The organism is Teredinibacter franksiae, from assembly GCF_014218805.1.
Taxonomy (GTDB): Bacteria; Pseudomonadota; Gammaproteobacteria; order Pseudomonadales; family Cellvibrionaceae; genus Teredinibacter; species Teredinibacter franksiae.
This window is the reverse complement of the sequence record NZ_JACJUV010000008.1, coordinates 534,574-556,160: the sequence shown is the minus strand read 5'-3', so window position 1 is coordinate 556,160 and position 21,587 is coordinate 534,574. Positions and strand designations below refer to the sequence as shown.

The 21,587-nt window shown below is 47.9% G+C and carries 20 protein-coding genes; 15 read left to right on the top strand and 5 right to left on the bottom strand.

Features of this window, described 5'->3' with window-relative positions; genetic code table 11:
- Positions 1 to 23: 23 nt before the first annotated feature.
- Both H5336_RS23690 and H5336_RS22005 read right to left on the bottom strand, forming a co-directional pair.
- Positions 24 to 2,039 carry an alpha/beta hydrolase family protein gene (locus H5336_RS23690; RefSeq protein ID WP_185236597.1) on the bottom strand — a complete coding sequence of 672 codons (2,016 nt, stop codon included), beginning with the start codon at positions 2,037 to 2,039 and terminating at the stop codon, positions 24 to 26.
- 158 nt (positions 2,040 to 2,197) lie between these two features.
- Positions 2,198 to 3,187 carry a tRNA dihydrouridine synthase gene (locus tag H5336_RS22005; protein ID WP_185236596.1) on the bottom strand — a complete coding sequence of 330 codons (990 nt, stop codon included), beginning with the start codon at positions 3,185 to 3,187 and terminating at the stop codon, positions 2,198 to 2,200.
- A gap of 357 nt (positions 3,188 to 3,544) precedes the next feature.
- On the opposite strand from H5336_RS22005, the gene H5336_RS22000 reads away from it, so the two are divergent.
- The 4 genes from H5336_RS22000 to pyk all read left to right on the top strand — a co-directional run bounded on the left by H5336_RS22000 (position 3,545) and on the right by pyk (position 8,774).
- Complete coding sequence (locus H5336_RS22000) at positions 3,545 to 3,910, top strand: OadG family protein (RefSeq protein ID WP_246439471.1); 366 nt, start codon at positions 3,545 to 3,547, stop codon at positions 3,908 to 3,910.
- Positions 3,911 to 3,953: 43 nt separating this feature from the next.
- Positions 3,954 to 5,738 carry a sodium-extruding oxaloacetate decarboxylase subunit alpha gene (gene oadA, locus H5336_RS21995; protein ID WP_185236595.1) on the top strand — a complete coding sequence of 595 codons (1,785 nt, stop codon included), beginning with the start codon at positions 3,954 to 3,956 and terminating at the stop codon, positions 5,736 to 5,738.
- A gap of 18 nt (positions 5,739 to 5,756) precedes the next feature.
- Complete coding sequence (locus tag H5336_RS21990; RefSeq protein WP_185236594.1) at positions 5,757 to 7,064, top strand: sodium ion-translocating decarboxylase subunit beta; 1,308 nt, start codon at positions 5,757 to 5,759, stop codon at positions 7,062 to 7,064.
- 261 nt (positions 7,065 to 7,325) lie between these two features.
- On the top strand, positions 7,326 to 8,774 hold the full coding sequence (gene pyk / locus H5336_RS21985; protein WP_185236593.1) for a pyruvate kinase: 1,449 nt from the start codon (positions 7,326 to 7,328) through the stop codon (positions 8,772 to 8,774).
- 201 nt (positions 8,775 to 8,975) lie between these two features.
- Here pyk and H5336_RS21980 read toward each other — a convergent pair whose 3' ends face one another.
- The gene (locus H5336_RS21980; protein ID WP_185236592.1) at positions 8,976 to 9,578 is read right to left on the bottom strand and encodes a response regulator; all 603 of its coding nucleotides are present in this window, start codon (positions 9,576 to 9,578) and stop codon (positions 8,976 to 8,978) included.
- 200 nt (positions 9,579 to 9,778) lie between these two features.
- Positions 9,779 to 10,036 (bottom strand): hypothetical protein, encoded by a 258-nt coding sequence (locus H5336_RS21975; protein WP_185236697.1) that lies wholly within the window; start codon positions 10,034 to 10,036, stop codon positions 9,779 to 9,781.
- A gap of 368 nt (positions 10,037 to 10,404) precedes the next feature.
- Between H5336_RS21975 and H5336_RS21970 the strand changes: the two genes are divergently transcribed.
- The 9 genes from H5336_RS21970 (at position 10,405) to H5336_RS21930 (ending at position 16,179) form a co-directional block, all read left to right on the top strand.
- Positions 10,405 to 10,728, top strand: coding sequence for a BolA family protein (locus tag H5336_RS21970; protein WP_185236591.1), 324 nt, complete (start codon positions 10,405 to 10,407; stop codon positions 10,726 to 10,728).
- A gap of 87 nt (positions 10,729 to 10,815) precedes the next feature.
- Complete coding sequence (trhO, locus tag H5336_RS21965) at positions 10,816 to 11,748, top strand: oxygen-dependent tRNA uridine(34) hydroxylase TrhO (RefSeq protein ID WP_185236590.1); 933 nt, start codon at positions 10,816 to 10,818, stop codon at positions 11,746 to 11,748.
- Between the two features lie 17 nt (positions 11,749 to 11,765).
- Positions 11,766 to 12,383 (top strand): YigZ family protein, encoded by a 618-nt coding sequence (locus H5336_RS21960; RefSeq protein ID WP_185236589.1) that lies wholly within the window; start codon positions 11,766 to 11,768, stop codon positions 12,381 to 12,383.
- A 161-nt stretch (positions 12,384 to 12,544) separates the two neighbouring features.
- Entirely contained in the window at positions 12,545 to 13,501 is a 957-nt protein-coding gene (locus H5336_RS21955; protein ID WP_185236588.1) for an XdhC family protein, read from the top strand.
- Positions 13,488 to 14,078, top strand: a complete 591-nt coding sequence (locus H5336_RS21950) for a nucleotidyltransferase family protein (RefSeq protein WP_185236587.1) — start codon at positions 13,488 to 13,490, stop codon at positions 14,076 to 14,078. Before H5336_RS21955 ends, H5336_RS21950 begins: the two co-directional genes overlap by 14 nt.
- Before the next feature lie 335 nt (positions 14,079 to 14,413).
- A complete protein-coding gene (gene pspA, locus H5336_RS21945; protein WP_185236586.1) occupies positions 14,414 to 15,088 on the top strand; it encodes a phage shock protein PspA in 675 nt (224 codons plus the stop codon).
- An 11-nt stretch (positions 15,089 to 15,099) separates the two neighbouring features.
- Positions 15,100 to 15,339 carry an envelope stress response membrane protein PspB gene (gene pspB / locus H5336_RS21940; RefSeq protein ID WP_185236585.1) on the top strand — a complete coding sequence of 80 codons (240 nt, stop codon included), beginning with the start codon at positions 15,100 to 15,102 and terminating at the stop codon, positions 15,337 to 15,339.
- Complete coding sequence (gene pspC, locus H5336_RS21935) at positions 15,336 to 15,716, top strand: envelope stress response membrane protein PspC (protein ID WP_185236584.1); 381 nt, start codon at positions 15,336 to 15,338, stop codon at positions 15,714 to 15,716. The genes pspB and pspC overlap by 4 nt, the downstream gene beginning before the upstream one ends.
- A gap of 52 nt (positions 15,717 to 15,768) precedes the next feature.
- On the top strand, positions 15,769 to 16,179 hold the full coding sequence (locus H5336_RS21930) for a hypothetical protein (protein ID WP_185236583.1): 411 nt from the start codon (positions 15,769 to 15,771) through the stop codon (positions 16,177 to 16,179).
- Between the two features lie 249 nt (positions 16,180 to 16,428).
- Here H5336_RS21930 and H5336_RS21925 read toward each other — a convergent pair whose 3' ends face one another.
- On the bottom strand, positions 16,429 to 18,825 hold the full coding sequence (locus H5336_RS21925) for a glycoside hydrolase family 94 protein (RefSeq protein WP_185236582.1): 2,397 nt from the start codon (positions 18,823 to 18,825) through the stop codon (positions 16,429 to 16,431).
- Between the two features lie 358 nt (positions 18,826 to 19,183).
- On the opposite strand from H5336_RS21925, the gene H5336_RS21920 reads away from it, so the two are divergent.
- Complete coding sequence (locus tag H5336_RS21920) at positions 19,184 to 20,536, top strand: S1 family peptidase (protein ID WP_185236581.1); 1,353 nt, start codon at positions 19,184 to 19,186, stop codon at positions 20,534 to 20,536.
- Positions 20,533 to 21,492, top strand: a complete 960-nt coding sequence (locus H5336_RS21915; protein ID WP_185236580.1) for an FHA domain-containing protein — start codon at positions 20,533 to 20,535, stop codon at positions 21,490 to 21,492. The genes H5336_RS21920 and H5336_RS21915 overlap by 4 nt, the downstream gene beginning before the upstream one ends.
- Positions 21,493 to 21,587 lie beyond the last annotated feature (95 nt).

Below are 21,587 nucleotides of genomic sequence, written 5' to 3'. Positions count from 1 at the left end.
CCCATGGCTCCGGCAATGTGTGCTTAGTGGGTAAGTACAGAGGTGGAGGGTTTGTCGGTTCGGTTGCCGAGTAAGTGCTTGGCTAAAAACGCTTCTATCAGTTTGAATGCCTCCACCCGGTTGGCTTCGTTTGATAGGTAGTGGTCTTCCATTGGTTGTTGTACAAAGGTGACATCCTTTTTCTCTTTGAGTAAGGCTTCGTGCATTTGCTCACTGTGTTTAATGGGCACCTGCCGGTCTAGCGCTCCGTGAATCAGTAGCACCGGGGCTTTGATTTTCTGGGCGTTGTATACCGGTGATATTTGCTTGAGTTCTTTTAGGTCGTCACCAATCATTTCTTCGACTACATTGTAGCTGCTCCAGAGGGAGCGGTTATCTGTCACCAGTTCGCGCACGTTACTCACACCATTAACACTTATGGCGCACTTGTAGCGATCGGGGGTTTTTGTTACGCCCATTAGCGCGGCATAGCCACCGTAGCTGGCGCCAACGATACAAACTCTGTTGGGGTCGGTAATACCGCGTTTAATGAGGTCTAAGGCCCCGTCTTCAATGTCGTCTTGCATTTCCTTCCCCCATTTTTTTAAGCCGGAGTTTCGGAACTCTAGGCCCTGGCCCTCACTGCCTCGAAAATTCATTTGCAATACGGCGTAGCCACGGTTGGCGAAAAATTGTGCCCAATAGTCGAAGGATAGTGAATCGCGTGCAAAGGGGCCGCCGTGGGGGAACATCAATGTGGGCAGGTTTTTGCCTCCGCCTTTGGGTAATGTTAGATAGGCTTCAATGCTCAGACCATCGCGCGCTGGGTACGAAATTTTTTCAACGCTGGCAAGGGCATCCGGTGGCAATTGATTGTAACGATAGGCAATAGCCTTTAGTTTGGGTGGTTTTACTTGCCCCATATAATAAGTGCCAGATTCTGTGGGGCCGGTGGAGTATACGAGGTATTTATTTTCGTCATCGGTAATGGAGTAAATAAAATTGCGGGTATTGGCCAGCGCTTTATCTATACTGGCCTGAAGTTTTTTCAGTTTTGGTGTGAAAAATTTGGTGCCTTCTTCTCCGCTACCGCCAATGCCAATAACCTCACCTGTTAAAGGCGAATACACTAATCCACCAAATACATCGTAGTGTTCGTCGGCATACATTAATTGTCGGTTTAGTTTTTTATCCCGTAGGTCGACCTTGAATACTGCCATGCGTTTTTCATGGTAGGCGTTGATGTAGAGAATGTTGGGGTCTTTATCGAAGCCAAGTGCGTGGACTTCGTCTTCGGAAAAATCTGTGTACGGCCAAAGTTTATTCCACTTATTTGTTTTAAGGTTTTTTACTAGGGTTGCATTTCTATCGTCTTTTCGCCAAATAGCTAAACGAACACGAGATTGTTGGTCAGTTCTCCAACCGTAAACGCGATCTTTACTGCGCTGGGCCGACGTTTTTGAATGATTTTTTATGTTGATTTTGTGTACGGTCGGGTAGCTTGGAAATCCTCTTTCGGAGGATGCGCTAGACATCAAAATGTGATCGGGGTCGTTGGGGAGGCTTGAAATAACGTTGCTCAAGTTTACCGGTAATATCGTAAACTGTTTTAGATAGGCCGTAGTGTAGGGGGACGTAACTTCCCCGGTTTCAGTGTTGATTATCAACAGCCTTGTTTCACGGGTTTTGAATCGAGCTTGGCTAAAGCCTGTCCAGGTATCGCGTTCTGAGGGGTACCAGGTTCTTACAAGAAGGGTTGTGTCGTCTTTCCACCAGATAGACGAAATAAAATATTTCGTGTTGTCGGTGAAAAGCAGCATTTTCTTTTCTTTTGTAACGAGATCTTGGCTTTGTACCGCAATGCCTTGCCTGTCGCCCACATCGATTCTAATTTTCGAAACGATTTTATTTCCGTTAGGGGAGAGCGTTACATTGCTCACATCCGGGAGATTGGCAAAATGCTTAAGTGGAATAGGGGCCGCCGTTGCGAATGCCGCTGCTAGCCCTAGATAGATAACGCTTAGAAAGATGACGATAGAAAGTCGAAGTGAAAAGCCCACAATAGTCCGTCCTGTTGGTCTGTTATTTTTCTTCAATGAAGGTGAATTATACCATGGTTGAAGGGCACGACTAGGCAAGCCTGATGGGCGAGTCTAGCTGCGAAGGTCGATTCTTTGGCTGTCTAGGCCACCAGTGGGCCAAGCGGCGGCAGAATCAATTAATAGAGGTGCCTTTGATTTTGGTTACATATGTCTTGATGGATTCTGTTTTCAATATAGTTTTTATCACGGCTACGTTTTATATCATCAAAAAGCTGTTTGGCTTCAGGGTAGTTTTTCTGGAGATAATAAAGCCACTGTTTTAATCGATTACCGGTGTATTTTGCTGGATAGGTTTCGCAGGTGCGCAAAAAAAATTGGAGAATATGCTCGGCGATAGCCGTCCAGGGCATGTACTGAAAGTCTCGGCCTTGTACGTGGGCTTTAATGGCATGGGCTAGGTCGGGTTTGGCTAGCAGGCCACGGCCGAGCATTACGTCTTCACAGCCACTTTGTTCGCGGCAGGCCAGGTAATCTTCTACGCTCCATATTTCGCCGTTGGCAATGACAGGGATACTCAGTTCTTTTTTGATTTCGCCGATACAATGCCAATAGGCGGGTGGCTGGTAGCCGTCGGCTTTTGACCGAGCGTGTACAATCAGCTCGTTTGCGCCGGCTTGCTCTATGGCCCTGGCGTTCGCCAAATAGGAGTTGCGCTCTTCGTAGCCGAGTCTGATTTTTACCGTTACAGGCGTATCTGTTGGTACGGCCTCGCGTACAGCGACTACAATATCGCTTATTAAGTGGGTTTCGTTTAAAAGACAGGCGCCCCCTCGGTTTTTATTGACCGTTTTGGCTGGGCAACCAAAATTCAGGTCTACCGCAGGGGCACCCAGTTGGGCGGCTTTTCGAGCATTGCTTGCGAGAGCTTGGGGATTACTCCCGAGTAATTGAACCCTTACCGGGAGACCGTGGCGGTTTTGTATGAGTTCTGGACAGCTTTGAACAAACACTCGGCGGGGCAGTGTGTGGTCGGTAATGCGAATGAACTCAGTAACACAGGCGTCAATTCCTACGTGGCTACCGTCTATATCGGATTGAAGCGAACCCATTGTTTGGCGCATATGGTGGTCGACAACACCTTCCATTGGCGCAAGATAAATCTGCATTTCTGTTAACCGTTTTTACTGCGAACTTGGCGCGCGAGTCTAGGGTGTGGGGTGCATAAATTCAATATTGGCGGCGATTTGTTCTTTAAGGTGAAAATATATACAGTCGCAAGGTAAAAATCACTATGTTGCACTTGCTCAAAGGTGCCAGTTTTCTTTATCTTATGCGGCTGCCTAGTAATGTATGTAATAGCATTATAGAAAGTCAGGTTAATGGCGGAGTGTGGTGATGAGATTCAGCTCGAATGCTGCTCGGTAACCGTTGCTAAGTATTGTTTGGATGTCTCGAAGAAGTTGAGATGATGTTATACCTTCTCTTCGTGGTTTCTGTTCACTTCGTATCCAGCAGATGCTGCGATGCTGGGGTATGAAGTCTGGCGGATTGTTGTACTGGTTTTTGATGCCAAACAACTTACCCGTCGACAACTCCGGTACACTACAGCGAAAATAAAAAAAGGTAAGAGGGAAGTTATGCAAGAGAATCTATGGCACCAAGGTGTGGACCTCATGCTTTTCGGCATGGGTACAGTCTTTGTCTTTCTCACCTTGCTCGTTATCGGCACTATGCTGATGTCATCATTAGTCAGTAAATTCTTCGCGGAAGAACCTGAACCAGAGTTGGTGCCCATCGCAAACGGGAACGGCGCTGCTCCAGTTGGTAAAAAAACTCTCGCGATTATCCAAGCGGCCGTTCAGGCCCACCGAGCCAAACATCGACAATAATTTCAATCTACGAACATTCACCGACGAGTGGGGGCTGTAGTAAATGAGTGACACAAAGAAAAAATTGGGCGTAACTGAGGTTGTGCTGCGTGATGCGCACCAATCCTTGTTTGCCACCCGTATGAGAATCGACGATATGCTGCCGATAGCTGAGCAGCTGGATGATGTCGGTTACTGGTCGGTGGAAACTTGGGGTGGTGCTACTTTTGATTCCTGTATCCGTTTTTTAGGTGAAGACCCGTGGGACCGTATACGCGAGCTAAAAAAAGTGATGCCGAAAACGCCGCACCAGATGTTGTTCCGCGGCCAGAATATTCTCGGATATCGTCACTACGCTGATGATGTAGTAACTAAATTCGTAGAGCGCTGCGCTGTTAATGGTGTGGATGTGTTCCGTGTGTTCGATGCCATGAACGATATGCGTAACATTGAAACGGCGTTAAAAGCGGTTAAGAAAATGGGTAAACATGCCCAGGGTACTATTTCTTACACGCTTAGCCCGGTTCACACCATTGAAAAATGGGTAGAGCAGGGCAAGATTATCGAAGATATGGGCGCAGACTCCATTGTCATTAAAGACATGGCGGGTTTGATGAAACCTTACGAAGGCTACGACCTTGTTAAGCAGTTGAAGGCCTCGTGTGATATCCCCATTCACTTTCATTGCCACGCCACCACTGGTTTGGCCCATGCAACACTCATCAAAATGGCCGAAGCCGGTATTGATAACGTCGATACCGCGATTTCTTCTATGTCTACCACCTACGGCCACAGCCCCACAGAAACCTTGGTGGCCTCCCTTGAGGGAACAGAGCGTGATACGGGGCTAGACTTGGCCCGCTTAGAAAAAATCGCCCTTTATTTCCGCGATGTGCGACCTAAGTACGCGAAGTGGGAAGGTGCGCTGAAAGGTGTAGATGTGCGTATTCTCACCGCTCAGGTTCCGGGTGGCATGCTCACTAACATGGAAAGCCAGCTTAAAGATCAGGGCGCTGCCGATCGTTTGGATGAAGTGTTAGAAGAAATACCTCGTGTGCGAGAAGACCTTGGTTTCATTCCTCTGGTAACGCCTACGTCGCAAATTGTGGGCACCCAGGCAGTACTGAACGTGTTATGCGGTGAGCGCTACGGGAATATGTCGAAAGAAACACGCGGTATTTTACGCGGTGAGTACGGCCTTTCTCCGGCGCCGATTAATAAAGAGTTACAGGCGAGCGTACTTGAAGAAGGTGAGACGCCCATTACCTGTCGTCCAGCCGATTTATTGAAACCAGAGTTGGATGCGCTAACTACAGAGCTAAAACAAAAAGCCAAAGAACAGAATGTAAAACTGCATACGGGTGATCAGGAAATTGATGATGTTCTGATTTATTCCTTGTTCCCGCAGGTCGGGCTGAAGTTCCTCGCTAATCGCGGTAACCCCGACGCCTTTGAACCAGCGCCAACGGGCAAAGAGTCTGCGGCGGTGAAAGCGCCTAGCGGTGATGAAGTGTATACCGTTAATGTGGAGGGTAAGGATTACACCGTTACCGTCAGCAATGGTGGTGAGCTAACGGGTATTGTGCCGCTTTCTGGTGCTGCACCTAGTGCAGGCGGTGGCGCTGCGGTGGCCGATGGCGATCCGGTACCGGCGCCCCTTTCAGGCAATATTTTCCGCGTCATGGTTAGCCCTGGGCAGCAGATAGAAGAGGGGGATACCCTACTGATTCTTGAAGCCATGAAGATGGAAACACAAGTGAGCGCACCTAAAGCCGGTATTGTAGGCTCTGTGAGCGTAAAAGAAGGCGATACAGTAGCGGTGGGCGATACGCTGCTCACCCTCGCCTGATAACAATAGGGGGCATTTGTGGAGAATATGTTAGGTCTTTGGCAGGCTTCTGGCCTGTATCAGCTGCAATCTGGGCAATTCATTATGATGTTGATTTGCCTGATGTTGCTCTTTCTCGCTATTCGAAAAGGCTTTGAGCCTTTGTTGTTGGTGCCCATCGGTTTTGGTGGGCTTCTGGCGAATATTCCCGGTGCTGGTTTAGCTTTGCCTGCGGTGGAGAATGCCTTCGCCGGGGGCGACCCTGCCATTATGGCTGAGTTAGCGAGAGTTCTGGGTGTCGTCGGCTGGGAAAATGTTAAAGAAATGTTGGCGGCCTACCAAGCGGCGGCTCCTGCTGCGCAGCATGCGGCTACTGAGATTGCACTTGCAGCCGGTTACACCAACGGCATGCTCTATAACTTTTACTCTGTTGCTGTTGCCACCGGAGCTGCACCCTTGATTATTTTCATGGGGGTGGGCGCTATGACTGACTTTGGTCCTTTACTGGCGAACCCTAAAACGCTGTTTTTGGGGGCTGCGGCTCAGTTTGGTATTTTTGCCACCATCATTGGCGCTGTTTCGCTTTCCGCCTTTGGCATTATGGATTTCAGTATTGCTGATGCCGCCGCAATTGGTATTATCGGCGGTGCCGATGGGCCTACGGCGATTTACGTTTCCAGCAAGTTGGCACCCGATTTGTTAGGCGCGATTGCGGTAGCGGCATACTCCTATATGGCATTGGTTCCCTTAATCCAACCGCCGATTATGAAAGCGTTAACCACACAGGAAGAACGCAAAATTGTGATGACTCAGCTGCGTCCTGTCAGCCGTCGCGAGAAGATTGCCTTTCCCATCTTGCTGTTGATTTTGGTGGCTATTGTGTTGCCAGATGCGGCACCGCTGCTGGGCATGTTCTGTTTCGGTAATCTGATGCGTGAATGCGGTGTGGTGGATCGTTTGTCTGATACAACCCAGCATGCGCTGATTAATATCACGACGATTTTCCTAGGGCTCTCTGTTGGTTCTAAGTTGGCCGCCGACAAATTTCTCGATCCAAAAACATTGGGTATTTTGCTCTTAGGTATTGTTGCCTTCTCTATCGGCACCGCCATGGGTGTGCTCATGGCCAAGCTGATGAATGTGCTGAGTAAGCAGAAAATTAACCCCCTTATTGGGTCGGCGGGTGTCTCTGCGGTGCCGATGGCAGCACGCGTGTCGAATAAGGTGGGGCAACAGGCGAATCCTCACAACTTCCTGCTGATGCACGCCATGGGGCCGAATGTGGCGGGTGTTATTGGTTCTGCTGTTGCGGCTGGTGTGATGATTTCGATGGTTACCGGCATGTAGCTTGTCACTGGCTATACTGAAACGGACGCTTCGGTGTCCGTTTTTTATTTGTATGACCAATATGGTTTTTAATGGTTTTACACTAACGTTCTAGATTGTCTGGCCAATACTTGATTTGCACCAAAATGAACGCCTAGTTGCCCAATTCTTTTCACGTTTACTTCAAATAGCGGCAATTTCGAGACGATTCCTTTTTAACTCCTGTCGCGCATATAGTAGAATGCGCGCGTTTTTCACTACCAGTCCCTCACGGAGTAATGTATGTATAGACGTACGAAGATTGTAAGCACCCTTGGCCCAGCCACCGATGAACCTGGCATTTTAGAGAAGTTGATCATCGCAGGTGTGAACGTAGTACGTATGAATTTTTCCCACGGCAGCGCAGAAGATCACAAAGAGCGGGCGAGACACGTTCGGGAATTATGTGCCAAGCACAATACTTATATCGCTATTCTTGGAGATCTCCAGGGGCCTAAAATCCGTGTTGCACGCTTTGCCGAAGGGCCTATTCAGCTGGAAATCGGTGACAAGTTCGATTTGGATGCCAGCCTAGACCGTGATGCGGGCAATAAGAAAGAAGTTGGTATCGATTACAAAGAGCTGCCACGGGACGTGAACCCCGAGGATATGCTGTTGTTGGATGATGGCCGTGTGGTCTTGAAGGTTGAGTCTGTTGACGGCTCCCGTATTCATACTGAGGTTGTTGTAGGCGGTAAGCTGTCTAACAACAAAGGTATTAATCGCCAAGGCGGTGGGCTTTCCGCCCCGGCACTGACCGATAAAGACCGTGAAGACATAAAAACGGCGGTTGAAATTGACGTGGACTACCTCGCGGTATCTTTTCCTCGTTGCGCAGAAGATATGAACCAAGCGCGTCAGCTCGTTCGTGAAGCTGGCGGTGACATGTCGATGGTTGCCAAAATAGAGCGAGCAGAAACGGTTGCTGACGACCAAATTCTAGACGATATTATTCTCGCTTCCGATGCGGTAATGGTTGCCCGTGGTGATTTGGGTGTTGAAATTGGTGATGCTCAGCTGATTGGTGTTCAAAAGCACCTGATTGAGCGTGCGCGGATTCTTAACCGCTGTGTTATTACGGCGACCCAGATGATGGAAACCATGATTAGCAGCCCTATGCCAACGCGTGCCGAAGTGTTTGATGTGGCGAATGCGGTTTTGGACGGCACCGACGCTGTAATGCTTTCCGCAGAAACGGCTGCTGGTAAATACCCTGTGCAAACAGTTGAGGCGATGGTACGTGTTATCCGTGGTGCAGAGAAGCACCCACGGGCCGAGACTCGCCCCACTAAGCCTGACGGTGGCTACGTGGCAACAGACCAGGCTATTGCGTCTGCAACTATGTACACGGCGCGTCAGACACAAAAGGTTAAGTGTATTGTGGCTATGACGGAATCTGGCACAACACCACTGCTGATGTCTCGCTACGGTTCTCGCTTACCTATTTTTGCTTTTTCTCGCTATCCGGCAACACTGCGTAAGGCGGCCTTATTCCGTGGCGTACAACCGGTATTATTCCAAAGCGGTGAAATCCCCTACATCGAGACTAATGCTCGCGCTTTAGAAATTTTGATGGAAAAAGAAGGGTTGGAAGACGGCGATTTGGTACTTATCACCAAAGGCGATTCGGCCAATGTTCACGGTGGCACAAACACCATGAAGATACTTCAGGTGGGTACCGAAATTACCTGATAGATCAAGCTCGTTCTTGTTAAAAAGGCCACTGTTAACAGTGGCCTTTTTTTGGGCTTGAGGGCAAGGTTTGAAAACAGGCTATCGTGGCGTTGAGCTACTTGGAAAGGCCGCCAGTCTTGCGCTGCATCGTCAGCCTTCTAATGCTTTCCGGCCCGCTCAGAGGCGGTCGCAGTTTTTAGCGGTGACCGTGAGCCCCCCTTAGCTGGCTTGCGTTTGGTTTGGTTCTGGGTCGAGCTTGAGCGCTGTTTTAATCTTACTTTCTAATACATCGACATCAATGGGTTTGACTATGTAGTCATTAACACCCTGCTGAATGGCTTCACGGATACGCGAAGCCTCTGATACGGCTGTGACCATCATGAAATGCGCCCCACGCAAGGTGTTCGAAGCTTTCGCCTTGCTGTGCACTTCCAGGCCATTGAGTTCGGGCATATCCCAGTCGCATAACACCAAGTCGTAGGGTGCTTTTGATTTTTTTATTTTATCGAACGCTTCGATACCGTCGACCGCTAAATCGACATTTTTCATGCCGAAATCTTGAAGGATATCCAGCAGTAGATTGGCCGAGTCGGCATTATCCTCGGCTATCAATACGCGCATGGTGCCCATGGTGCGTTTGACTGGAGGGATCACGGTGTCGGGCGCCATTTTTCGTAAAGTACTGTCTATGAGTTTCAAAGACTCTGCGTGCTCGGCACGCATGGCCGGGTCTTGGTTGGCGTCTTCTAGTGTTTTCTTTAGCCAGGCCCGGCGTTTGTTTAGGGTTGAGACAACAATTTTTGTTTCAGCAGCGGTAAACATTACAATCCTTCTTCGGTTGAACTTGCGCAGGCTTTGGAAAGGACCGTTCTAGGGAGCCTCTGAACAAGTATAGGAAGAAATGCAAAAAGTTGAGTAATTTGAGGGGAGGTTATGGTGTGTTATTTGGCGCATTGGCACTTTTATGCTCGCCTTAGCGATTCAGTTGCCTCAAGTTGCGCTCCAGTCTAGGCGCAGAAGCATTATGCTGGGTCTTTGGAGCGCTTGGCCTTGCGTTGAATATCAGCCATAACTTTACGCATGTATGCGTAGTAATCATCGCTCAAGGTTCGGTTAGAGTCCCGTCTTTCAGTCGACTTGCGGCGCTTGCGGTGGTAAAGATCCATTGACATCTCGCTACAGGGATCTGAATCCAGCCGACGGTCGTCACCCTTGCGTCGGTTTAAAAAAAAGATTTTGTTTTCTTTCATTAGGTCTCTCGAATTACTATCTTTACTCACGTGATACCATTCCTATCGTATAGCACGGAATAGCCCAATTACCAGCTTAGCTGTCACTTCCTGAGAGCAAAGCTCGTTGGTATAAACCAGGATTCCGTGCGGAAAAACGGCTGTTTGGCGTAAGGGCGCCTCCGGTAATTACTTTTGGTAGAGACAAAAATAAATTAATAGGGGTGCCCGTAAGGTAATTCGCGCCGATATTTTGAAATTAGTGCTGTTGATGCCGTGGATACAAAATTAGGGAGTGTTAACTCCGCCCCAAGTGTTGGTACTCATTAATTAGCTATTACTTATAAAAACTGGTACTAACTACTGTTATCGTAATGCAAAATGTGATGCCTGTCACATAGAAAATGGAGTAGGTCTAGATGAGTGGTCATTTTCAGATCATCGAAAGCAAATTGAAGCAGCATTTTTCGCCGGTTCACCTTGAGTTGCTTAACGAGAGCCATATGCATAGCGTACCGGCCAACTCGGAGACGCATTTCAAGGTGATTTTGGTTTCAAACGACTTTGAGCGCCTGCCCCCGGTAAAACGGCATCAGGCGGTATATGGGGTTCTTCAACAAGAGCTAAGCTCGGGGGTGCATGCACTGGCGCTGCATTTGTATACGCCCAATCAGTGGCTGGAGAGGCAGGGCGCTGCTCCTATGTCTCCTGAATGTGCCGGAAGCCGTAAATCTAATGTCTGACCTTAGGTGCGGTATCTTCGTTGTTGGCGTAAAATGCCGCGCACTTTTTAATCTCTATTTTGACCTTTTTTAATCACTTGAGCTTGTATGTCCGAAATTGTTATTGCTGCGCTTTATAAATTTGTTTCATTGCCTAACTACAAGGCGCTACAGCGCCCCCTGCTTGAGCTTTGTATAGCCGAGGGTATTAAGGGAACCATACTGCTCGCCTCCGAAGGTATAAATGGCACTGTTTCTGGCTCACGTAGCGCCATCGACACGTTGTTCCACTATTTAAACAGTGACCGCTGTTTATCGGGAGTGGAGCACAAGGAGTCGTTTGACGAGGTACAGCCGTTTTACCGGATGAAAGTAAAACTTAAAAAGGAAATAGTAACGCTAGGAGTGGAGGGCATAGACCCTAACTTATCGGTGGGCACCTATATTGAGCCGAAAGATTGGAATGCGCTTATTAGCGACCCAGACGTGACCGTTATCGATACCCGAAACGATTATGAGTGTGAGGTGGGGTCGTTTGAGGGGGCCATTAATCCCAACACTGAAAGCTTTAGAGAGCTTCCGGCGTATGTGGCGCGTAATTTAAACCCTGAACTAAACAAGAAGGTGGCGATGTTTTGCACCGGCGGTATACGCTGTGAGAAATCCACGGCTTATTTAAAAGAACAGGGGTTCAAGGAGGTGTATCACCTAAAGGGCGGTATTCTGAATTATTTGGAAAAGGTACCCGCGGACAATACTCTGTGGAAGGGTGAGTGTTTCGTTTTCGATAATCGGGTAACCGTCAATCATCAGTTAGAAAAAGGCCAGTACGAGCTTTGCCATGGGTGTCGTTTTCCTATTACTGATGAAGATAAGCAGTCAAAACAATTCATTGATGGGGTTGCTTGCCCACGCTGTCACGATACGCTTACTGATTCCCAAAAAGCTCGCTTTATGGAGCGTCAAAAACAAATGAAACTCGCGCGAGAGCGCGGTTACGATCACATCGGCGCTCCAGCGCCTGATCGTCAGAAAAAATAGCGCTGTTAGTTAGGCTTATGCGCTCTCCCTACCAACAATTAGCGCAGCCCGTAGTCTTTGAGCTTGTGGAAAAGCGCAGCCGCTTTATCTGTCATTTATTCCCCGTAACGTCGCGAGCGCTAGCGATGGCGCATCTGCAAGAGCTTGTAAAGCTTTTCCCCGACGCCAGGCATCACTGTTGGGCCTACCTGGTCGGTGACCCTTTACAGCCGGTGACACAAGCCTACAGTGACGACGGCGAGCCTGCCGGTACAGCCGGTAAACCTATACTGAATGTTTTAGCTCATCGTGGAGCGGGCGATAGTGTCGCTATTGTTGTGCGCTATTTCGGCGGTGTAAAGCTGGGGGCGGGTGGGCTCGTTAGAGCTTACGGTGCATCGGTTTCCCAAGCGTTAGATATGGCCACCTTTGTTACCCAAGTGCCAACGTCTGAATGCCAGATTGACATAGCATTTGCTGATGAGGCCACTGTTCGGCATGTGCTCGCTGAAATAGGGGCTGAGGTGTTTGGGAGCGATTACAGTACCGGGGTAATACTGCGTGTACAGGTGGCTGACGATAAGAAAATGGCCTGTGCCAAACAGTTAAGTGACATTACCCGTGGTCGTGCTGCGATAAGTTGGCTGGAGGACTAGCGGTACGTATGTTCTGCTGCGCAAACAGGTTTATTGTGGGGGGAACTATTGTTTGCCATCAGGGCACCTCTAATGAATAGCCGTGCCCTTTTACATCAATTTCACATCAGCGGTGCACAATACTCTCTTCCGCCCATAAAAATAAAAGAGATACTCCGCTCATGCTTTTATCTTCCAGTCAGGCTGTTCTGCAATCGCTGTGTCAAAACTTGGGAAAAAGTGAGCATTGTTATTTAGTGACGGTATTGTCCACTTGGGGCAGCTCACCTAGGCCGCCGGGTTCCATTATGGTTTGGAGTGAGTCCGGAGGTGTGGTCGGCTCCGTTTCGGGGGGGTGTGTTGAAGAGCGATTACTCGAGCAGTTGAGGTTGGGTGAATTCGTTCATGGCGGCCCCCGCATTTTATCTTACGGTGAAGATCCTCAGCAGAATGGCGCGGTAAAATTACCCTGCGGTGCTATTTTGAGGGTGCTGTTGGAAAAGTTGAATGTGGATGATCTCGCTCGGTGGGGTGATATCCGTGAATTGTTAAATTTACGTAGCGGGGTAAGCCGTACCATTGACTTGTATACGGGTGAGTGGTCGTTTACCAGCACATTACCGCATCGATTACAGGCGTCTGAAACGCAGGCCGTGGTTTATCTGGGGCCAACGCGCAAGCTGCTAATCGTGGGTGCCAACGATATTGCACGGTTCTTGGCAAGCTATGCATATTCACTTGATTTTGATGTCAGTATTTGTGACCCGGTTTTGGCTGCTACTGGCTGGAACGACTCTGGTTATAGTTATTACGGTTGTTATCCCGATGGCGTAATTGAACAGCATTTTAGCGATCATAATTCGGCCATTGTCGCGTTATCCCATGACCCTCGGCTGGATGATATGGCGCTGATGGAGGCAATGCAGTCGAGTGATGCTTACTATATTGGTGCAATGGGGTCTGTTAGAACGACAGCGGCACGTAAAAAACGACTGCTTGTACTTGATATAAACCACGACCAACTGAACCGGTTGCATGCGCCCATTGGGCTCGACATTGGCAGTAAAACACCCGCCGAAATTGCCATCAGCATAGCCGCGCATTTGGTCAGCGAAGCGAAACGACATGTCCAAGAGTAACAACCAAGCACCAGGGTTTCTGATTATGGCCGCAGGTCAATCTCGGCGTTTCGGCGCAGACTGCAAGCTGTCTACACCGGTGGTTAATGGGCAAAGCATGCTGCAGAGGGTTGTAGGGGCCGTATCGTCTGTTTCTTGTCGTGTGTGTGTGGTGTATTCCGGTGCGAATAAAAGCGTGGAAGGTTCACTGGCCCCACAGGTTACCCGTAGCATTGTCTACCCTGGGAATTCGCCGGGCTTGGGAGACTCAATCGCCTTTGGTGTTCAGGCGAATCCTGCGTGGGGTGGATGGATTATTTGCCTCGCGGATATGCCCTATATTTCTCAGCACGTATATCAGCAAATAGCCCAGCAGGGGCCGCAGCACTCAATACTGGCTCCTGCCTATAAGGGGCGCAGGGGGCACCCGGTTTTCTTTTCTGGCGAATTTTTCGGCGCGCTGACGGCTCTGCAGGGTGATAGTGGCGCAGCGAGCATTCTCAAAGACCATAAAGATAGGCTTGAGCTGTTTTCTACGTCCTGTGTGGGCGTTATACAAGACATTGATAAACCTGCCGACCTGCGTGCCCCCTCTTAGTTAAGTCGAGCTAAGTTGGATTGAGTTGATGCAGGTGTAGTCGAAGCTTTCGGCTGGCGTCAGTCTCCACTACATTTCTTTGTTTATTCTCTTCAAGTGTTAACCGTGGCGTGTTTCGCTAATGGTTAGGTGATTTTCTTTATAGTTGGCCATATCGCTTATATCGTTAATTTGTGTGAATGTTGAGGATTTTAAAATATAACCATATAAAACAATAGGTTAGCGGTTTTTATCAGGGTTGGCATGGAAACTGTAATAGTTAACGCGAACCCAGTAAATTAATTCACAGTGTGCGCTGGACAAAAGATACAACTGGCGCCAAGGAGAAATAGGATATGGGCATTTTTTCCCGATTTTCAGACATTATTAACTCTAACATTAACTCTCTTCTGGATAAGGCTGAAGACCCAGAAAAGATGGTACGCCTCATTATTCAGGAAATGGAAGAAACACTGGTGGAGGTTCGCACCGTATCAGCAAAAGCGATTGCCGATAAAAAAGAACTGTTGCGCCGTAAGCAGTGGCTCGCGGATCAATCCGATGCTTGGGAACTAAAAGCCGAGCTGGCGATTAAGAAAGAACGCGAAGATCTCGCCAAGGGCGCCTTAGCTGAGAGGCTGAAATTCATTAACGATGGTGTTGGTGTAGAAGCCGAGCTTGAGGCTATAGAGGAAGGCTTGCAGTCGCTGGAAGGTGAAATTACCCAGTTACAGCAAAAAATTGCTGAGGCCAAGGCCCGACAGAAATCCCTTGTAGCCCGGCAAAAAACAGCAAGCTCGAAACTTAAAGTGCGTATGGTGCTTCAAGGTGGCTCTGTAGAGGAAACATTGTCCAAGCTTGAAGGTTACGAGCGTAAACTGGACGAACTCGAAGGTCGCGCTGAATCTATGGATTTGGGTAAAAAATCCTTATCGGAAGAAATTGAGCAACTTGCTAAGAATGATGAAGTTGAAGCTCAATTAGCCGCACTAAAGAAAAGAGTAGAATCAAAATCACAAGAGACTAAGTAGGGAGCCCTCAGATGTTGCATCAATTAATTGGCGTATTGGAAGCGCCCCTCATTCTTTTCTGCCTGTTTGTAGCCCCAATTTGGGTGTATATGCACTACAAGCAAAAAAGCAAGCCGCGTCCGCAGGAGTCTGAAGCGGACAAGCGAAAAATTGAAGAGCTGCTTGCCATGGCCGACAAAATGGAGAATAGAATCGAGACTCTAGAGTCTATTCTCGACAAGCAGGACCCCAATTGGAGGCACGGGATATGAGCGAATTTCGCAGTGAGAAAAAACTCTATCGCAATCGCCGCAAAGGCGTCATAGGGGGTGTTTGTGCGGGTCTGGCAGATTATTTTGATGTTGATGTTATCCTCGTAAGGATTATTGCGATTACCTGTTTGTTCTTTACGCTTCAGGTTGCGTTCATTGCCTATTGGGTAGCCTACTTCGTGCTCCGCGACGACCCTAAAACTTTAACGGACAATGCTGGGCAATTGAAGTCAAAGTTCAATAATACCTATGAGCGAAAAGCAGTTTTTAATAGTGTGCACGACCGTTTCACTAAAGTAGAAGGTCGGTTGAGAAAGCTAGAAGCTTACGTAACCTCACCACGTTTTCAGCTTAGTGACGAAATTGGCAAGCTATAGGCCGTTGTTGCCTAGGTTACACCAATAGCATACTCAGAAAAAGGATACTGAAATGATGAAAGCTGATTGTGAAAACGGCAGTGCTCCTTTAATTTTCAAAAATAGTTTATGGCATTTCTGGAGACGGGCGCAGGAAACCCATGCCGATGTTGGCGACAAGCAAGAATTACGAGGCCATACGCTGGAACTTAATTTTCAAATAGTTCAGCGGCTACTGAAGGCGATTACTCTCGCAACTGCCGCTACGGTGGTATTACCTTTTATACTGGTTGTTATTGTATCTACGGTAAGTGAGGCCATGAGTTTTGCACAGGGAGTGGCATTTGTAGTGAATAAAGCAGGAGATTTTGGCAGTATATTATTGGTTTTGAACCTTATTGTTGTTTTTCTGGGTTTGAGTGTGCCAGAAATTGTAATGGATAAATCCCGCAGGCATCAACGTCAGTGTGAGCCACATAAATAAGGGCACCGGTATTAATTCAAGTGCCCTGAAATGAAGATTGTGGTTTTGATTAAAATGCCTTTCAGGCATAGCGGATAGTAGGGGGCGATATTCATACGGGTTTTCGGGGGTAGACGTGTTGGTGGTAGATGAAACACCTAACCCCTTAGCCGTGGATTAATGAAAATTTTGTAGGGCAACAAAAGCCAGATGTTCTCGACATGTTGTTGCCCATATTATCGCTCAATACCACCTTACGGCGATGCAACCTTAGCCCATTAACGCCACTACTTCATTTTCTAGCGGGCAGTGTTCTACCTCGATTAGGTTACCGTCGAGTGTTTCTCCGTTAAGCGTTACTGAAATAATGCCTTTCTCGACATTGCCGGGGTTTTTAACCGTTATGTTAAATACCTTTCCGCGAAAAACGCGCGTGGCTGTATACCCCTGCCAGTGAGAAGGGATACACGGTTCGATTCTAAGGCCTTCATATTCGGGCCGAATACCCAGCATGTATTGCGATGTTGCGTGATAGGCCCATGTAGCCGCACCGGTTAACCAAGGCAGACGAGAGGCACCGTAGCGCGGGCTGTATTTGCTGTGAGTGCTCTGGCAAAAAACGTAGGGTTCACTTTCACGCACGTCGGCTTTTTCGTTAAATGCTGCGGGCATAAAAGTGCGCAGATACCGGTACGCGCGGTTGCCGTTACCGAGCATAGCTTCGGCCATAACAACCCAACCTTGGGTGTGGCAGAAAACGGCGCCGTTTTCTTTCATGCCGGGGTTAAACAAGCGCGCACGCATAATTTTTGGGTCGAGTTTAGTTACCGGTGGGTCTAGAACCATTAATCCCGCATCGGTCGCTAGCCGCTGTTCTACGCTGTTCATCGCTAGGTGTGCTTTTTCGTTTGACGCGTGGCCGCTCAAAACAGACCAGGTTTGAGGGTTTAGAAAAATGGATGCTTCTTCGTTGTTCTTTGAACCGAAGACAAATCCATCGACGCGAAAGGCTCGGCGGTACCACTGGCCATCCCAGGCGTGCTCGCTAAGATTATTGTCAAGTATTTGCAGGTGTTTTTCGGCCCATTGAATGTCCTCAGTCAGATTTCCTTTCATTGCGCAAATTTCGATATAGCTCGCTAGCGCATACCTTAGTTGCAAGGCAACAAATACAGTTTCGCCATCATGGCCCAGTACTAGGCAGTCGTTCCAGTCGGCCAGTAGTCCGCAAGGTAAGCCGTGCTTACCCAGGCGGGTAAGGCTAAATTCGATTGCACGCTTTAAATGCCCGAGTACGGTGTCTTCGCCTTTGTCGGCATAAGGTAATACCTTATTGTAAAAACTAAAATCACCGGTTTCTTTCACCAGTGCGGGAATGGTATTGAATAACCATAGGCTGTCATCGGAGCGATACTCGGATTCAGCCGGGCATTTTTCTTTCCCCGGTGAGTGTGCGTAGGGTTTTACCACGGGCATGGCGCCACCGGTAGAGGCTTGCCCGGTAATCATTAGTTCAAGCCGTTGCTGTGCTTCCTCTGGAATCGAATGCAGCGTGCCAAGCATGTCCTGCACGGTGTCGCGGTAACCTAGGCCATCGCGTTCGCCGTTGTACACTAAACTGGCTGCGCGTGACCACGCGAAGGTAACTAAGCAATTGTAGGGATTCCATGTGTTAAAAAAGCTATTCAGTTCGGCGTCGGGGGTTTCCACACTGAAGTTATTGAGCCGTGCATGCCAATAGCTTTTCACGGCGGTAAGGGCTTTTTCTACAACTTCTGTTTTTGCGTACTTTTCTCGCGCGGCAACGCCTTCGCACTCAGCTCGACCAATTCCCATGATGACGCTAAACGCTTTGGTTTCTCCAGGCTGCAGCTCAATATCAATTTGTAGGCTGCCGCAACCATTATCGGCAACGGCAAGCGACTGACTGCACTCGCCGCGTTCCACTGCCAGGGGGTTGTGATAACTGCGGTAGGGGCCAATAAATTTTTCACGGTCGGTATCGAAACCACTCACGTCTACACCGGCCACGGCTAGGAATGTATGGCGCCCTTGGTCTGAATCCTCAAAGTTTTCTGGGTTTGGATCCATACTTACATTTGTACCGTGATCGATGATGTTGTCTTTCACCGACATATTCACGATATAGGCCGAATACTGCAGGTTAAGAAGGTCGTTAGTCAGGTTCCAGTTGTTGGTGTATTCGACATACGTAAACAGGCGCAGTTTTCGTGGACTGTCACCGGTATTGGTTACACGGGTGTGCCAAATTTCGTGTGTTTCATTTTGTGGAACAAAATAAGTGGTGTTGGTTGTTATTGTTGCATACTCAGACTGAAGGGTTGTATAGGCCGTGCCGTGTCGGCATTCACTTTTAAATTGGTCAAGTGACTTACCCACTGGTTGCCAGGCATTGGACCAAAAATCGCCAGAATCTTGGTCCCGAATATAAATGTTTCGACCGGGCTGATCCATGGGAATGGCATTGGAGCGATAGCGTGTGAATCGGCCCTGTGCAGCTGATTTGTAAAAGCTGTAACCACCAGCATTGTTGGTGATAACCGCGCCATACTCGGTTGAACCTAGGTAATTAGTCCAAGAGCGTGGCGTGTTGGGTTGGGTGATGACGTATTCACGGTTTTGATCGTCGAAATAACCGTATTTCATGTTGTTCTCGCTTAGCAACCTTAGTGGATAATGTATGTACTATTGTTCTTATAGTAAGTGGCACGTTTTGGCTAGTGGCACTTTTTAGTTAGCGGTATTTTTATGGTTAGTCGCTCATTCTTTGTGAGCTGCCCTTATAGAGGCTCTCTTGTAGCCGTTTTTTCACTGAAAGCCTCGACAGAGGCTTGCCAATTATAAGCCAGCTGCACGCAGCTGTCGCCGACTTATACTTGGCTTTACTTCACTAGGGGCGGCTTATATTATCGAGTTCTTTGCCCAAGTGAAGTTCAGCTGTTGCTATGGGCAGTATAATTTTGTTTTATATGTTAACCGGGCTTTCCGGACTGGAAGGTAATTTTTGGACATACAGCAAGCCGTAGTATTCCGCCGTTTTCAAGCAATCTTATTTTTAAGTCTGCTTTCAGTGAGTTGCCTTGCCGTGGGGCAGGAGCAAGTAAGGGGCAAGGCTGAGCAGGCGTTTGCGCAATTTGGTTCCTCCATTTATCAAGTGCGTATTATTAATGTTAAATCGAAAAACTTAAATAGTTCGGGCAGTGGGTTTTACGTTGGCGATGGTCAACACTTTGCAACGAATTATCACGTTGTGTCTTCGGTTGTTCTCGAGCCAGAAGAATACAAAATTATCATTGAAAAAAATGAACAAGAAATTGAGCTTGAGGTTGAAGCCATTGATATTGTCAACGACCTAGCGGTATTGAGTATACCGCAGTCGGGGGAGCCTCTGGCGTTACGAGAAAAATTGCCGTCCAAAGGCGAGAAAATGTACTCTATTGGTAATCCGCACAACATTGGTATGACAATAGTGGAGGGTAACTACAATGGCCTGGTGGACGATTACGTATTCGACAGGATCCACTTTTCCGGTGCGCTGAACCCAGGGATGAGTGGTGGACCCACTATCGATGCCAGCGGTAAAGTTGTGGGGGTTAATGTGCAAACGGCGGGAAATCAGGTTGGCTTTCTGGTGCCGGCCAATAAATTGTCGGACCTTCTGCAGGGTGTGTTAGGCCCTGCAGCGTATGGACGTGTAGGGTTGTCACCTTTGGATACCGAGGCGCAAGGGGCGGCACCAATGTCTGTTTACAAAGAGCTTCAGAAAAGCATTGGTGTACAAATTTCTGCGGCAACTGATGCGATTATTGATGAAATTAATTCACGGGAATGGCCTTTGGATGAGCTTTCGGGGGCTACTGTTACAGGTAAAGTACACCCGGGGTTTCACTGCTGGGGACAGAGCGATACAGACGATAAAAAAAATATTTTGACCGTGGTGAAAACCTGTAATAGTCGTCAATCGATTTATGTTTCTCGGGAGCTTAACTCGGGATTTTTCGAATATGAGTTTCGCTACTTAGAGGGTGAAGATTGGCCAGAACCGGCGTTTTATCGCTATGCGACACAGGAGTTTTCCCGTGGGAGACCGTCTAATAGAGCTGGGGAAGACGATGTTGAGAATTTTACCTGTGTAGATGACATCGTACAAATGAAGGACAACGGTATTCGACGTAAAACCGCGTACTGTGCTAGAGCCTATAAAAAATACCCTAATTTATACGATGTTTTTTATATGGGGGTTACCCTGAACAAAGGCAATAAAGCGCTTATGGAACATTTTTGTCTTTCCGGTGTAAGCAAAGATAAATCAAATGCCTTTTTGGCGCGTTTCATTAAGCAGGTAGATTGGCAATGATAGTAGAGATAGTGACGAAATCTGGTCGTGTTATGGAAGTGCATTCTTTTCAGAAAAACTGCATAACAATTGGTCGCGGCTACGGTAACGATCTTATTTTACAAGATCCCTATATGGAATCGAGTCATTTACGTGTTGAAGTTAATACCGATTCGTCTGAGTTTGTGGCGACGGATTTAGGCGCACTTAACGGTACTAAAGCCAATGGTAGTAAAGTCAAAATTGAAGCCGGTAAATCGATTACCTTCGCCCTAGGTAAAGTACTTACTCTGGGGAAAACCAATATTCGTTTACGAGACGAGAGCTACAGAATTTCGGCGTCGCTAAAACTGTCTTCTTTGGAGCCGTTATATACCTCATTGAGTACTTTTTGGGTGACTGTACTGACCATCGCGGTAGCGACGATTATTACGCTACGGGAAGCTTACTTAATTGATCCTTTCTCCGAAAAATTACTTAAAGAGCTAAATGCAGTCGTTATTTTTGTTGTTGCGGCTGTTTGTTACGGTGGCTTATGGATGACGGTTGCTCGATTACAGCGTGTCGATGGGCGTTTTCTGTTGAATATGAATTTGTTGATGTTAATGCTAGTGTTCGACGGCTTCTTTCAAATGTGTATGGGGGCTTATAATTTTAACCTTGGTTGGTTGTTGTCGGTCCAATATTTTTCAATGTTGGTTACTTTCTTGTTGGTCGCGGGTGTTATCTTTGTATCTTGCACGCAAACCATGCACTTGGGTAAGGGTGTATCTGTGGGGGTAGCCGCTACAATCGCATTTCTTCCCGTTATGTCGGAGTCGCTTGGGGTATTGTTTCCTCCCGATTTTCGCAGCGCGCCAGCCTACAATATGACGTTAGTTGATGAACGTTTTCAATTGAGGGCTGGGGTGACTGAAGAACAGTTTATTACACTGGCAGACAAGGTTTATCGGCAACCAACAATAGAGCAAGATTAAGCAATAATCGAGTTTTCTCACAACACACATTGCTCAAAATCTGCAATGTGTGTTGTGAGCATTGGTTGGGTTTAGCGTAATTTAACACTGTATCC